The organism is Pseudomonas sp. NFX15 (assembly GCF_049132105.1).
Taxonomy (GTDB): Bacteria; Pseudomonadota; Gammaproteobacteria; order Pseudomonadales; family Pseudomonadaceae; genus Aquipseudomonas.
Window position 1 is genome coordinate 34,025 of sequence record NZ_JAFMPV010000022.1, and the last position, 15,203, is coordinate 49,227.

The following is a 15,203-nucleotide window of genomic DNA, read 5'->3' on the forward strand; positions in this document are numbered from 1 at the left end:
ACGCGTCATGGGCTTTTTTGTGCCTGTCATTTTGTTTGCACATCCCACCTGTAGGAGCTGGCTTGCCAGCGAAGGCGGCCAACGATGGCGCGTTTCTGCAGGTTGTATGCGATGTTCTTTAGATTATCGCTGGCAAGCCAGCTCCTACAGAGGGCCGTGATCCTGTCCGAGTTGAGTGGCGCGCTCGAGATACTCAGCCGCCAGCGCACCAATTCGTGGATCGTTCGCACTGGCCAGCGACTGGCTCGCCACCTGCAAAAACTTCAGGTTGCCGCCTGCCAACGCCTTGCGCAACCAATCCAGTGCTTCATCGATCTGCCCGGTGTAGGCCAACACCGCGGCATAGCTGAACTGCCCGCGAAAATCCCCGCCTTCAGCCGAGCGTCGATACCAGTCACGAGCCCCGCGCAAATCCAGCGGACACACCCGCCCCTCTTCCAGATACCGACCCAGCAGGTTCATCGACTTGGCATGCCCCAGGTGAGCTGCGCGCTCATAAAAGCTGAACGCCAGCGCCGGATCCTGGTTGACCCCGCGCCCGGTGGCTAACAGGTTGGCGTAGTTGTACATCGCCCAATCCAGCCCGCCCTGCGCTGCGACGCGATAATGCCGGGCCGCGACCGCCGCATCGGCGGTGCAACCCCAGCCGTGCTCATGACAACGGCCGAGCATGTTGCGCGCCATCAGGTGCCCCTGGCGCGCGGCGATGCCGAACCAGCTCAGCGCCAGCGGCGGGTCCTGGGCGATGCCCTGGCCGTCGAGCAGGATCTGCCCGAGCAACGCTTGCGCCTCGACTTCACCTTCACGCGCAGCGATCACGATCGCCTGCGCCGCTCGGGCCGGGCTTTCGTCGAGCATCGAGCGCAGGCGCTCACCGTCAAGCACTTCTTCGCGGCGTAACCGAAAATCCGCCACTTACACCTCGACCCAACGGCGCAACAGGTTGTGATAAGTCCCCGTCAGGCGCACCAGCGATGGATGATCGGGCAAGTCGCTGGTCAGTTGCTGGATGGCCCCGTCCATCTCGAACAGCAAGGCGCGCTGGCTGTCTTCGCGCACCAGGCTTTGGGTCCAGAAGAACGAAGCGAATCGCGTACCACGCGTCACCGCATTGACCTTGTGCAGGCTGGTGCCGGGGTACAACACCATGTCGCCGGCGGGCAGCTTCACCCGTTGGGTGCCGAAGGTGTCCTGGATTTCCAGTTCGCCGCCGTCGTAATCCTCGGGCTCGCTGAAGAACAGCGTGGCGGATAAATCCGTGCGCACCCGTTCGATGCTGCCCTTGGGTTGACGCACCGCGTTGTCGATGTGGAAGTCAAAACTGCCGCCGGCGGTGTAGCAATTCACCAGCGGCGGAAAGACTTTGTGCGGCAGCGCTGCCGACATGAATTGCGGGTTATTCCACAGCCGCTCCAGCAGCGCCGCGCCGATCTCCTTGGCCAGTGGATGCCCTTCCGGCAGCTGCAAATTGTGCTTGGCCTTGGCCGACTGATAGCCGGCGGTGATCTTGCCATCGGCCCAATCAGCTTGTTCCAGAGCCTCGCGGATGCGCCGCACTTCGTCTTTTTCGAACAGGCCGGGAATGTGCAACAGCATGGCAATGACACCTGACAAACAAGGAGTGCCAATGGTATTGATTCTTATTGCCCATGTAAAACACTGTGGACGGATGAGTCAGCAAAAACCGTAAGGACAAATTGTAAAGAATGTAAATTCAGTGCAAATAGTAATATTTCGCAATTGTTACGAATACCTATTTACCCTATATTTCGCCGCCTCAAATCCTGGGGGAGGGGTCACTCAAATGTCACGTCAACAACCACAAGTACCGGTCAGTTCACCACGTTTGCTCGCATCGGCCATCGGCATGGCGATCACTGCCGGTTCCGCGGGCCACATGGTATTCGCGGCGGAAAAAACCGACGAAAAAGCACCGAGTAATGTGATTTCTCTGGGCGCTACCGCCATCACCGGCGAAGCCCAGGACGAGACGACCTACAACGTCGAGAAAGCCTCCTCGCCCAAGTACACCGCACCGCTGGTCGACACGCCGCGCTCAGTGACCGTGGTTCCACAGCAGGTGTTGAAAGACACCGGCTCGCTCAACCTGCAAGACGCCTTGCGCACCGTTCCGGGCATCACCTTCGGTGCCGGTGAAGGCGGCAACCCCCAGGGCGACCGTCCGTTCATCCGCGGCTTCGACGCCCAGGGCGACACCTACCTCGACGGCGTGCGCGACACCGGCTCCCAGAGCCGCGAGATCTTCGCCGTGGAATCGATCGAAGTCAGCAAGGGTCCGAACTCCGCCATCGGCGGCCGTGGCGCAGCCGGCGGCAGCATCAACCTGGTCAGCAAGAAAGCGCACCTGGGCGATTCGCTCGACGGTGGTTTCACCTGGGGTTCGGACCAGACCCAGCGCTACACCTTCGACGGCAACTACCAGTTCACCGACACCGCCGCTGGCCGCCTGAACCTGATGAGCCACGAGAGTAATGTCGCCGGTCGCGACAGCGTCGACTACGACCGTTGGGGCGTGGCACCGTCCCTGGCCTTCGGCCTGGGCACCGACACCCGCGTCAACCTCGACTACTACCACCTCGAAAGCAACGACACGCCGGATTCGGGCATTCCGTACTCCATTCCGGTCGGAGGCTCGGCTGCGCGTACCAAGTCCAACCCGGACAAACCGAGCACCGGTGGCGGCAGCGACAGCAATTTCTATGGTCTGACCGACCGCGATTTCCGCAAGGGCCGCACCGACACCGCGACGTTCGCCATCGAGCACGACCTGAGCGACGCGCTGACCATCAAGAACACCCTGCGCCACGGCACCAGCATGCAGGACTACATCCTGACCCAGCCGGACGACAGCAAGGGCAACGTCAACAACGGCAGCGTCTGGCGCCGGGCGAACACCCGCGTGAGCAACACCGAGACCACCACCAACCAGACCGACCTGTTTGGTGATGTGTACATCGCTGGCTTCAAGAACAGCTTCTCCACGGGCGTTGAATACACTCACGAGGAAGCTGATAAGTCCTCGTACAACGTCAACACCGACACCACGCCGGGTACGGCAGCGGTGACCACCAACTGCTCCCCTGCCCTGATCGGCGCGCCAAGCGGCTACAACTGCACGTCGCTGTCCAATCCGACCCAGAACGACCCGTGGAACGGTGCCATCTCGCGCAACTACGCCGGCACCGACACCAAGGCCGACACTTACGCACTGTACGTGTTCGACACCCTGACGCTGTCCGAGCAGTGGCTGGTGAACATGGGCCTGCGCTATGACCATTTCAGCACTGACTACAAAACCTTCAACGGTTCGAGCGTGACCACGTCCAAGGGCGATGACACCAGCGAGTTCGTGACCGGTCAGTTCGGTGTGGTGTACAAACCTGCTGAAAACGGCAGCATCTATGCGTCCTTCGCTACCTCTGCCACGCCACCAGGCAACACCTTGGGCGAAGGTTCCGAGGGCAACCCGCTGGGCGGCACGCCAGATCGCAACGGCAACCTGCTCAACAGCGACCTGGAGCCGGAAACCACCAAGAACTACGAAATCGGTACCAAGTGGGACCTGCTCAATAATCGCCTGTCGCTGACCGCCGATATCTTCCGCACCGAAAAAGACAACGCACGTGTGCAGACCGACACCACGACCTATGAAAACGTCGGTAAGACCCGCGTCCAAGGTGTCGAGTTGTCGGCCAGCGGCAAGCTCACCGACAAATGGCAAGTCTTCGCCGGTTACGCCTACATGGACAGCGAGCAAGTGGACGGTGGCGACCTGCCGGCAAACGCGGCCAACGACGGCAACGAACTGCCTAACACGCCGAAAAACAGCGCCAGCCTGTGGACGACCTACCAAGTCACGCCGAAGCTGACCATCGGTGGCGGTGCGTTCTATGTCGACGACGTATTCGGCAGTGCCGCCAACACCACCATGGTCGATTCCTACGTTCGCTACGACGCAATGGCCGCCTACAAACTGAGCAAAAACGTCGACCTGCAACTGAACGTGCAGAACCTGACCAACGAAACCTACTACGACAAAGCGTTCTCGACTCACTTCGCCAACCAGGCGGCCGGTCGTACCGCCTTGCTGAGCACCAACTTCCACTTCTGATGCAGTCCCTGTAGGAGCGAGCCCGCTCGCGAAGGACTCAAGTACGGCACGGTGAATCAGGTTTACCGCGTTAACGTTAACGACCTTCGCCAGCAAGCTGGCTCCTACAGAGATGGGTGGGTTGACCAGGCCCCGTTCATACCGTGAACGGGGCCTTTGTGCGTAAAAAAGAATGTTTCTCGACAACCCACGGCATAATGCGCGCCGTGACGAATTAATTTGAACGAACAAGGCGAGCGACGTGTTGAAGAAAACCCTGTTCCAGTTGCACTGGTTTTTCGGCATCAGCGCCGGGCTGGTCCTGGCCCTGATGGGCATCACCGGGGCGACGGTGTCGTTTCAGGATGAAATCCTGAGTGCGCTCAACCCGTCCGTGTTGCAGGTCGAAAAACAGGTCGCCGGCGTGCTGCCGCCTGCCGAACTGGTGGAGCACATCGAAACCGCGTCGGGCAAAAAAGTTTCGATGCTCTCCGTGGAGACCGACAACGGTAACGCCGCCCGCGTCTGGTTCACCCCGCCACCGGGCGAGCGCCGCGGCGAGATGCGCTACTTCAATCCGTACACCGCCGAGTTCCTCGGCGATGCCACCGGCCAGGACTTTTTCGGCCTGATGCTGCAACTGCACCGCTTTCTCGCTATGGGTGACAGTGGTCGGCAGATTACCGGTGCGTGCACGCTGATTTTGGTGTTCTTCTGCCTGTCCGGCCTGTACCTGCGCTGGCCTCGCCAATGGAAAAACTGGCGCGCCTGGCTGACCCTGGACTGGAAGAAAAAGGGTCGCAGCTTCAACTGGGACCTGCACTCGGTGGCCGGCACCTGGTGCCTGGTGTTTTACCTCCTGGCGGCGCTGACCGGTTTGTCCTGGTCTTACGAGTGGTACAACCAGGGCCTGACCCGCTTGCTCTCCGACTCCCCGCAGAACGAACGCGTTCGTGGCGGACGCGGCCCGGCGCCGCAAGGTCCGGCACCGACCGCCGATTACGCGGCGATGTGGAGCAGCATCTACAGTAACGCCGGCCCGCAACTGAGCAGCTACAACATCCGCATGCCGCCCGTGGCCGGGCAACCGGCGACAGTCTTTTACCTGCTCAAAACTTCGCCCCACGACCGTGCGCTGAACCAGATCACCCTCGACCCGGCCACCGGCGTGGTCAAGCGGGTAGACCGCTACAGCGACAAGAGCCTCAAGGCGCAATTGCTGACCAGCCTCTATGCGCTGCACGTCGGCAGCTACTTCGGTATCGTCGGGCGAATCATCCTGACCCTCACCGCGCTGACCATGCCGCTGTTCTTCGTCACCGGCTGGTTGTTGTACCTCGATCGTCGACGCAAGAAACGCCAGATCAAGGACGCTCGCCAAGGTCTGGTCCAACCAGGCAGCAATGCGCCGGCCTGGCTGGTCGGTTTCGCCAGCCAGAGCGGCTTCGCCGAGCAACTGGCGTGGCAGACCGCGGGCCAATTGCAGGCAGCGGGCCTGCCGGTGAAAGTGCAGCCGCTGGCGGATCTCAGCGAGCGGGACTTGCAGGACTCCAGCAACGCACTGTTTGTCGTCAGCACCTTCGGCGACGGCGAAGCACCCGACAGCGCCAGAGGCTTCGAACGCAAAGTCCTGGGCCGCACGCCGAGCCTGGAACGCCTGAACTATGCAATCCTCGGTCTCGGTGACCGGCAGTACCAGCACTTCTGTGGTTTCGCCAAACGCCTGCACAGCTGGCTCGGCGAACACGGCGGCAAGACCCTGTTCGCGCCGGTGGAAGTCGACAGCGGCGACCCCTACGCCCTGCGTCACTGGCAACAGCAACTGGGCCTGCTGACCGGTCACGCGCCCGTCGACACCTGGCAAGCACCGAGCTACGACAACTGGACCTTGCTGCGTCGCGAGTTGCTCAATCCGGACAGCAGCGGTTCGCCGGTGTACCTGTTGGGCCTCAAGCCACCGACCAGCAGCAGCTGGCTGGCCGGCGACCTGGTGGAAGTGCTGCCGCGCAATTGCCCGTGGGTCATTGAGCATTTCCTCGATGGCCTGGGCATTCACGGTGAGACCAAGGTGCAGCTCAACGGCCTGGAGGAAACCCTCGAACAGGCCCTGGCCAGCCGCCAGCTGCCGCAGAACCGCGCCCAGCTGGTCGGCCTGCACGCACAGGCGCTGGCCGAGGCGCTGGTGCCGTTGGCGATGCGCGAATACTCGATTGCGTCGATCCCGGCCGATGGCGTTCTGGAATTGATCGTACGCCAGGAAGTGCATGCCAATGGCAACCTCGGTGTCGGCTCCGGCTGGCTGACCGAACATGCGCCAGTGGGCAGTTCCATCAGCCTGCGTGTGCGGCGCAACAGCGGTTTCCATCTACCGGCGCAGCCGGTGCCGATGATCCTGCTGGGCAATGGCACCGGACTGGCCGGGTTGCGCAGCCTGCTCAAGGCTCGGATTGCCGATGGCCAGCAACGTCAATGGCTGCTGTTTGGCGAGCGCAATCGCGAACACGATTACCTGTGCCGACAGGCGCTGGAGGAATGGCTGATCAACGGTGATCTGGCAAGGCTCGACCTGGCGTTTTCCCGCGACCAGGCACAGAAGATTTACGTACAGGATCGTCTGCGTGAATCCGCTGCCGAGCTCAAGCAGTGGCTGGCGGACGGTGCGGTGATCTACATCTGCGGCAGCCTGCAAGGCATGGCTTCGGGGGTGGATCAGGTACTCAATGAGGTACTGGGCGCCGCCGAAGTGGAGCGCCTGATCGAACAGGGCCGCTACCGCCGCGACGTGTACTGATTCACTGCTTTCCCTATAGGAGCAAGGTGTCGGGCACCAAAGCATGGCCGGATGAAGTCGATGTGACACACACCGAACTCTGTGGCGAGGGGGCTTGCCCCCGTTGGACTGCGCAGCAGGCCCCCTTTCTGTTGGTGAAGAGGGGTCGCTCCGCGCCCCAACGGGGCAAGCCCCCTCGCCACACATCATGGGCCCAAGGGTTTTGCGTCAGGCCTTGGCCGGTTCCAGCGCCATCTCCACCGTCTCCGGGCGCTTGACCAGCGCATACGTCACTGCCGTCAACAGGCTCCCCGCGATAATCGCCAGCAAGTACAGCAGCGCATGGTTGATCGCATTCGGAATCGCCAGCACAAACAACCCACCGTGGGGTGCCATCAATTTGCAGCCGAAATACATCGACAGCGCACCGGTCAACGCACCGCCGGCGATGCTCGCCGGAATCACCCGCAACGGGTCTTTTGCGGCAAACGGAATCGCCCCTTCGGAAATAAAGCACAGCCCCAACACCAACGCAGCCTTACCGGCCTCGCGCTCGGTCTGGGCGAACTTGCGTCGGGCTATGAACGTAGCAATGCCCAGACCAATCGGCGGCACCATGCCGGCGGCCATGGTCGCCGCCATCGGCGCGTAACTCTGCGACGCCAGCAAGCCCACCGAGAACGCATAGGCCGCCTTGTTGATCGGCCCGCCGAGATCGACGCACATCATGCCGCCCAGCAGCACACCGAGCAGAATTGCGTTGGTGGTACCCATGCTGTCGAGGAAATGCGTGAGCCCGGCGAGCATCCCGGCCACCGGTTTGCCGACCACGTAGATCATCACCAGTCCCGTGAACAGGCTCGCCAGCAATGGGATGATCAGGATCGGTTTCAGCGCCTCGAGGCTCTGCGGCAAACGCGCATAACGGTTGATCGCTTTGGCGGCATAACCGGCGAGGAAACCGGCAATGATCCCGCCAATAAAACCGGCGCCCAGGGTGCTCGCCAGCAACCCGCCGATCATCCCCGGCGCAAGGCCCGGACGGTCGGCGATGGAATAGGCGATGTAACCGGCCAGCAGCGGCACCATCAACTTGAACGCCGTGTCGCCACCGATCTGCATCAGCGCCGCCGCCAGCGTGCCCTGTTCCTTGAACGCGGTGATGCCAAAGACGAACGACAAGGCGATCATCAAGCCGCCGGCGACCACCATCGGCAACATGAACGACACGCCGGTCAGCAGATGTTTATAGATGCCGGTTTTTTCGGATTTGGCCGGACCGTTGGCGCTACCGGCAGCGCTTTCCAGCTGGCCCTCGGCCAAGGCTTTGTTCAGGGTCGCCTCGGCTTGCTTGAGGGCAATGCCAGTGCCGCAGCGATAGATTTTCTTGCCGGCGAAACGCTCGGTAGCGACTTCGATATCGGCCGCCAGCAGCACCACGTCGGCCTCGGCGATGGCTTGCGCGCTCAATGGATTGCGCGCACCGACCGAGCCCTGGGTTTCCACTTGCAGGTCATAGCCCAGGCGCTTGGCCGCTTGTTGCAGGGCTTCGGCGGCCATGAACGTGTGAGCCACGCCCGTCGGGCAGGCGGTAACCGCCACCAGTCGAGTGACGTTCTGAGCAACGCCAGTCGGTTCGGCATTGGCGGCCGCTGCCACATAAACCTGCGCCTCCTGCGCCCCACGCCGCAGCACCGCTTCCACGTCTTGCAGCGCCTGGGCCGGGGTGCTCTGGAACACTCGCTTGCCGACAAACCGCGACATGTCTACCGGTGCGCTGGTCACCAGCAGCACCCACTCGGCGGCATCGAGGGTGACGGCCGACAGTTGCTTTTCGGGGTGCGCGGCATCGCTGATTTCGACACTGGTGCTCCAGCCCTGGCGCTGGGCCGCGGCATCGAGCAGCCGCGCGCATAGCACGCTGGTGACCATGCCGTTCGGGCAGGCCGTAACGATGGCTAACTTCATGACAAACCCTCTTATTGTTCTGTCAGGGGACGCACGCGTACACCCTGTTCGAGCTGCGCCAGTTGCGCTGCATCGCCAATGCCGAAACCGATCTGGGTCACCGCCATCGCCGCAATCGCCGTGGCGGTGCGCAAGGTTTGCTCCGGTGTATCGGCACTGAGCAAACCGTGGAGCATCCCTGCCAGCAATGAGTCGCCCGCGCCCACGGTGCTGGCGACATTGACCCTGGGCGGCGCGGCGTGCAGGGCCGAACCGACGGTGAACCAGTTCACGCCCTCGGCACCGTGGGAGATCACCACATGCTCAATGCCCTGAGCGTGCAAGCGCTGCGCTGCGAGAGCCTGGGCGCTGACAGAAACAACCTCGCAATCCAATACGTCGGCCAGCTCTTCAGTGTTGGGTTTGATCAGCCACGGACCGGCCTTGAGTGCCTCACGCAACGCTTCGCCGCTGGTGTCCAGGGCGACGTTCAGTCCCAGTGTCTTCAAGCGCAAAATCAGTACCTTCAACCACTGCGCAGTGACGCCCAACGGCAAACTGCCGGCGACCACCACCGCATCGTGCCCCGGGGCAATCTGCTCCAGCCGCGCCATCAACGCCTGTTGCGCCGCTTCGCTGACGTGCGGCCCCGGCCCATTGATGTCGGTGATGCGGCCATCGCTTTCGGCCAGTTTGATGTTGCTGCGGGTCTCGCCCGGCACGCGGATGAACGCGTCGACAAAACCGCGTTTGGCGAACAATGTTTCGAACGCTTGCAGGTTGTCCTCGCCGAGAAAGCCACTGACGGTCAGCTGGTGCCCGAGGTCCGCCAGCACTTGCGCCACGTTCACGCCCTTGCCTGCGGCGTGGGTGTGCATCGCATCGCTGCGGTTGACCTGGCCGGCGTCAAGGTGCGGCAACTGGACGGTCAGGTCCAGCGCCGGGTTGAGGGTCAGGGTGAGAATCCGGGCCATTACAGGGCCTCCACTAATGCACGCACTTCATCGGCGCTGCCCACGGCCAGCGCCTGTTGGGCAAGGGTTTGAGTCTGAGTGAAGCCCAGTTCGCGTATCCGCGCCTTGACTTCGGCAATGCTGCGCGCACCGACGCTGAGCTCATCCACGCCGAGGCCGACCAGCACCGGCACCGCCAGCGGATCGGCTGCCAGCTCGCCACACACACCGACCCATTTGCCGTGGGCATGGGCGGCGCGCACGGTGATGTCGATCAGTTGCAGCACCGCCGGGTGCAAGCCATCGGCCTGGGCCGACAGTGTCGGATGACCACGGTCGATGGCCAGGGTGTATTGGGTCAGGTCGTTGGTACCAACGCTGAAAAAGTCGACTTCCCTGGCCAGCACCGGTGCCAGCAATGCCGCCGACGGCACCTCGATCATGATCCCCAATTGCAGGTCGGCGACCGGGATGTCCAGGCGCAGGCGCTCAGTCATGTCCCGGGCCTGACGCCATTCGTCAACGCTGCCCACCATCGGGAACATGATCCGCAGCGGGCGGTTGTCGGCAGCCCGCAGCAAGGCGCGCAACTGCGCTTCCATGACCTGTGGACGCTGCAACGTCAGGCGAATGCCGCGCACGCCGAGGAAGGGATTTTCTTCCTTGGGAATCGGCCAGTACGGCAGCGGTTTGTCGCCACCGACATCGAGGGTGCGCACCACCAGCGGCCGCCCGGCGAGGCCGTCGAGCACGCGACGGTATTCGGCTTCCTGAGTCGCTTCATCGGGCGCTTGCGGGTGGGCCATGAAAATCAGTTCGGTGCGCAGCAGGCCAATGCCTTCGGCGCCCTGCTCTACCGCGCTCGTTACACCAGCGCTTTCCCCAAGGTTGGCGAACACTTCGACGGCATGACCATCGCGAGTCAGTGCCGGCTGATGACGCTGCTGCGCGGCCGCCTTCAAGCGTTGCTCACGACTATCGCGTTCGGCGCTGGCACGTTGCTGGGTCGCCGCGTCAGCCTCCACATACAGGCGCCCGCGCTGGCCATCGAGCAGCAACGGCGTGCCCGGCGCCAGCAGCAACACACCAGGGCCGGCACCGACCAATGCCGGAATACCCAACGCCCGGGCAACGATCGCACTGTGCGCCGTCGCGCCACCCCGGGCAGTAAGAATTCCCGCCACACGAGCCGGATCGAGCCGTGCGACATCCGATGGCCCGACCTCGTCCATCACCAGAATGTACGGCTGCTCCGGTTCGCCTGGGGTTTCGATGCCACTGAGCTGCATCAATACCCGGCGCCCGATGTCGCGCAAGTCGGCGGCGCGCTCGGCGAGCAAGGCGTCCTGCAAAGCTTCCTGTTGCCGGGCCGCCACTTCGATCACCGCCATCCACGCCGCCTCGGCGCTTTCACCCTGCTTGAGACGCGTATCGACCTCATCGGTCAGCTCCGGGTCATCGAGCATCTCCTGGTGGGTGATAAATATCTCGCGAATGGCTTTGCTCTTGCTGCGCTCGATCAGCCCCTGGATGTCACGACGCACCTGCGCCAAGGCTTGCTGGAGGCGTTCGCGCTCGATGCCGGCGGACTCGCCGCGCAACGGATAATCGATGGTTTGCAGCACTTGAATATGTGCCGGGCCGATGGCGATTCCCGGTGCGGCGGCAATGGCCTGGACCACGCTGCCGGATGCCGGGGCGAAGACCACGTCGGCCATATCGGCTACGATTTCCCGTGTCTGGCTGACCGGCGGCAGCGGTTCGACTTCTTCACCGAGGCCTTCTTCGATGGCGGCCAACAACGCCGGAAGTGCATCGGCGGCAATGCCCGGCTCGGCGATGATTTCCAGCACCTGCCCGCGACGGGCGCCCAGGCTGAGCAACTTGCTCAAGCTCTTCACCGACACCGCGTTGTCCTGGCCATCGACGATGCGCACGCGGATCTCACCTTCAAAACTTTTCGCCAATTGCGCGAGAACCTTCGCCGGCCGTGCATGTAAACCGTGGGCGTTGGCCAGCGCAATGCGTGCACTGGGCCAGTCGGCGGGCACGTCACCACCGAGCACTTCGAGGACTTTGCGGCGGCTGGTGGCGCGGCCCAATTCATGCCCGCGCCCTTCGATCAGCAACGCGCACAGACGCTCGAGCAGGGCTTGATGGGCCTCACCGAGGCTGGCCAGGCAGAACAGTCCAGTGAGGGGCTGGCCGAGATAGCGCAACGGTTTGTCCGGAGTGACGAATGCCAGACCCGGGCGTTTCACCGTTTGTTCGCTGTGCAGCCACCACAGACCGTCGCCCAGCGGCAGCGCTTCGACCTGCTGCAATACGGCAGAAAACCCGTTGCTCACACAATCGGCCTGACGCAGCAAACGCGCGCCACGCCAAACCAGTTCTTCGAAATCTTCGGCGGCCACACCGAGGCCGATCATCTGCGCATCCAGTGCCAGTTCCTGCGGCGCGCCTTGCAGCAACTTCAGCAATGCTTCGGCAGAGCCAGCACGGCGCAAGGCCTGGCCGAGGTCAGTCTCGCCGAGGGCGCGGGTCAGCAGTTGCAACAGGCGCAAATGCTCATCGGATTTGGCAGCAATACCGATCGCCAGGTAAACGATATTCCCATCACCCCAATCAACGCCTTGAGGGAACTGCATCAGGCGCACACCGGTAGTGAACACCTGGTCGCGGGTTTCGGGGGTTCCGTGGGGGATGGCAATACCTTGGCCGAGAAAGGTCGAGCCCTGGGTTTCACGCGCCTGCAAACCAGCGAGGTAACCCTCGGCCACCAGGCCGTCGGCAACCAGATGCCCGGCTAGCAATTGCAGGGCAGCGGACTTATCCACGGCCATCTGGCCCATGGATATCTGCTCAATGGTGAGCTCGAGCATGCTTTCTCCTTTTTGGCACCTTGAGGTGCCAGGTATTGTTTTGAATGAGCCAGCATAGGCGCTTGGTGGTCATTTTTGGCGGTTTCACGGCAGAACCGACAAAGGCGCCTAAAGCGTAGAAAATACGCCTGCTGAAACGTTTAATCTAGAATGAATGGCACGTTACTCGATAATGACCCATCCTTGAAGCTCAACTGGTCGGATGCGTTGCGACAATGGTCGCCTGCCTTAATCGGTTAGGATTGAGGAAAATGTCGAGGCAATCTCGAAAAAACAAGGAAACAGCGGGTTGAAACTCAGTGATATTGCCCAGTTGGCCGGTGTGTCCGTCACCACCGCCAGCTATGTCATCAATGGCAAGGCCGAACAGCAGCGCATCAGCAGCGCAACCGTCGAACGCGTGCGCGCGGTCGTCGAACAACATGGCTTCACGCCTAACCCACAGGCCGCCGGCTTGCGTAGCCGTCACACGCGCACATTGGGCTTCATTCTGCCGGATCTGGAAAACCCCAGTTACGCACGAATCGCCAAATTGCTGGAACAAGGCGCGCGTGCCCGCGGTTATCAATTGCTGATCGCCAGTTCCGACGATGCCCCGGACAGTGAGCGGCAATTGCTGAAACTGTTCCGCGCCCGGCGTTGCGACGCGCTGATCGTTGCCAGCTGCCTGCCGGACGGCGACGACAGTTATCTGCAATTGCAGGCCAAGGGCATTCCGATCATCGCCATCGACCGGGTCATGGAACCCAAGCATTTTTGCTCGGTGATCAGCGACGACCGCGAGGCCAGCCTGCAACTGACCCGCAGCCTGCTCGAACCATTGCCCCGGCAGATCGCGCTGATCGGCGCCCGCCCGGAGCTGAGCATCAGCCGCGAACGAACCGCAGGCTTCAAAGAAGCCCTGGCCGGGTTCAACGCAGAGGTGCTGATCGAAGAAGGTGAATCCTTCAGCCGCGAGTGCGGCAAACAATTGATGGACGACTTGTTGCAGCGCCTGGGCCATTTGCCCGATGCGCTGGTGACCACCTCCTACGTGTTGCTTCAGGGTGTGTTTGACGCGCTGCACGACTTCCCGCTGAAAAACCGCCCCCTGCGCCTCGGCACGTTCGGCGACACCCAGTTGCTGGACTTCCTGCCGCTGCCGGTCAACGCCATGGCCCAGCAACACCAGTTGATCGCCGACAAGGCCCTCGCACTGGCCCTGGCGGCTATCGAGCAGTCGGATTACCAACCCGGCGTGCAGGCGATCCCGCGGACGTTCAAGCAGCGTATTCGTCAGGACTGAACCGTGGAGCTGATCGACACCCACACCCATCTGGATTTTCCGGACTTCGATGCCGACCGCCAGGCGTTGCTGACCGAAAGCCGTGCCCTCGGGGTGCGGCGGATCGTGGTGCTGGGGGTTTATAAGGCCAATTGGCAGCGCGTCTGGGAGCTGGTGCAAAGCGATCCCGACCTGCATGCGGCGTTCGGCTTGCACCCGGTGTATCTGGACGATCATCGCCCGCAGCACCTGAGCGAACTCGCTGACTGGCTGACCCGTTTGGCTGGCCATCGACAATTATGTGCGGTGGGCGAGATCGGCCTGGACTACTTCATCGAAACGCTCGACCGCGAACGCCAGCAGGTATTGTTCGAGGCGCAATTGCAACTGGCGGCAGACTTTAACCTGCCGGCGTTGATCCATGTGCGGCGTAGCCATGCGGCGGTGATTGCCACCCTCAAGCGCTTTCGCCTGAAACGGGCCGGCATCATCCACGCCTTCGCCGGCAGCAAGGAAGAAGCCCGCGAGTACATCAAGCTGGGTTTCAAGCTCGGCCTGGGCGGCGCCCCGACCTGGCCGCAGGCGCTGCGCATGCACCGTGTGCTCGGCGAACTGCCGCTGGATTCGGTAGTCCTGGAAACCGACTCGCCAGACATGGCCCCGGCCATGTTCCCCGGCCAGCGCAACAGCCCGGCGCATTTGCCGGCGATTTGTGGGGCGCTCGCACAATGGATGGCGGTCAGCCCGGAACGCCTGGCGGCGGCCAGCACGGCCAACAGCTGCAAAGTGTTCGGTTGGTAATCAGTCGGCGTGAGCCCTGGCGGTTTCCAGGATCAGCGTCAGGTGCTGGCGTCGGCGGAAGTAACGGATCACCACGAAGTACACCAATATTAAAATCAGCGAAGCATTGAGCTGTTCGATGACGCTGAGCATGCCTAGCCATTCCATCACCAACGCGACCAGCAAGGCCGTGCAAACCATCACGCGCAGGCTGGCACGCAACAGGGCAAACGAATCGAGAGACTTGAAGCGCTTGATCTGTTTCGGGCAACGCAGCTCAACGGTTTTCTGGCAATGGGCGCAGGCGAACGCTTCATTGATCGAAATGGCATTCAGTTGCCAGGGTTGAAGCCGCAAGGTGCGCTGACAATGCGCGCAGTGGCCCTGGACCCCTTGGGTTGCAACAGACATAAGCCAATTTCTCCATGCGGTAAGCCACGTCACTCTTCCCTGATCGAAACCCGAAATCCAGAACACGAAGGGAATCAGGAAGATT

10 protein-coding genes are annotated in these 15,203 nt (G+C 62.3%); 4 read left to right on the top strand and 6 right to left on the bottom strand.

Features of this window, described 5'->3' with window-relative positions; all coding sequences use genetic code 11:
• Positions 1-144: 144 nt before the first annotated feature.
• Both J1D76_RS20875 and J1D76_RS20880 read right to left on the bottom strand, forming a co-directional pair.
• Positions 145-915 carry a tetratricopeptide repeat protein gene (locus J1D76_RS20875; RefSeq protein ID WP_421140258.1) on the bottom strand — a complete coding sequence of 257 codons (771 nt, stop codon included), beginning with the start codon at positions 913-915 and terminating at the stop codon, positions 145-147.
• A complete protein-coding gene (locus tag J1D76_RS20880) occupies positions 916-1,596 on the bottom strand; it encodes a Fe2+-dependent dioxygenase (protein WP_421140259.1) in 681 nt (226 codons plus the stop codon).
• 208 nt (positions 1,597-1,804) lie between these two features.
• On the opposite strand from J1D76_RS20880, the gene J1D76_RS20885 reads away from it, so the two are divergent.
• Both J1D76_RS20885 and J1D76_RS20890 read left to right on the top strand, forming a co-directional pair.
• The gene (locus J1D76_RS20885; protein WP_421140260.1) at positions 1,805-4,132 is read left to right on the top strand and encodes a TonB-dependent receptor; all 2,328 of its coding nucleotides are present in this window, start codon (positions 1,805-1,807) and stop codon (positions 4,130-4,132) included.
• Between the two features lie 241 nt (positions 4,133-4,373).
• The gene (locus J1D76_RS20890; RefSeq protein ID WP_421140261.1) at positions 4,374-6,902 is read left to right on the top strand and encodes a PepSY domain-containing protein; all 2,529 of its coding nucleotides are present in this window, start codon (positions 4,374-4,376) and stop codon (positions 6,900-6,902) included.
• Positions 6,903-7,109: 207 nt separating this feature from the next.
• Here J1D76_RS20890 and J1D76_RS20895 read toward each other — a convergent pair whose 3' ends face one another.
• Genes J1D76_RS20895 through ptsP form a run of 3 tightly spaced genes read right to left on the bottom strand, consistent with a single transcriptional unit; the run spans position 7,110 to position 12,663 of the window.
• On the bottom strand, positions 7,110-8,849 hold the full coding sequence (locus J1D76_RS20895; RefSeq protein ID WP_421140262.1) for a PTS fructose-like transporter subunit IIB: 1,740 nt from the start codon (positions 8,847-8,849) through the stop codon (positions 7,110-7,112).
• An 11-nt stretch (positions 8,850-8,860) separates the two neighbouring features.
• Complete coding sequence (pfkB, locus tag J1D76_RS20900; protein ID WP_421140263.1) at positions 8,861-9,802, bottom strand: 1-phosphofructokinase; 942 nt, start codon at positions 9,800-9,802, stop codon at positions 8,861-8,863.
• The gene (ptsP, locus tag J1D76_RS20905; protein WP_421140264.1) at positions 9,802-12,663 is read right to left on the bottom strand and encodes a phosphoenolpyruvate--protein phosphotransferase; all 2,862 of its coding nucleotides are present in this window, start codon (positions 12,661-12,663) and stop codon (positions 9,802-9,804) included. The genes pfkB and ptsP overlap by 1 nt, the downstream gene beginning before the upstream one ends.
• A gap of 289 nt (positions 12,664-12,952) precedes the next feature.
• On the opposite strand from ptsP, the gene cra reads away from it, so the two are divergent.
• Positions 12,953-13,948 carry a catabolite repressor/activator gene (gene cra / locus J1D76_RS20910; RefSeq protein WP_421140265.1) on the top strand — a complete coding sequence of 332 codons (996 nt, stop codon included), beginning with the start codon at positions 12,953-12,955 and terminating at the stop codon, positions 13,946-13,948.
• Positions 13,949-13,951: 3 nt separating this feature from the next.
• Positions 13,952-14,728, top strand: a complete 777-nt coding sequence (locus J1D76_RS20915; protein ID WP_421140266.1) for a TatD family hydrolase — start codon at positions 13,952-13,954, stop codon at positions 14,726-14,728.
• Here the strand turns inward: J1D76_RS20915 and J1D76_RS20920 are convergent, their stop codons facing one another.
• On the bottom strand, positions 14,729-15,118 hold the full coding sequence (locus J1D76_RS20920; RefSeq protein WP_421140267.1) for a hypothetical protein: 390 nt from the start codon (positions 15,116-15,118) through the stop codon (positions 14,729-14,731). It abuts the gene before it with no gap.
• Positions 15,119-15,203: the final 85 nt, after the last annotated feature.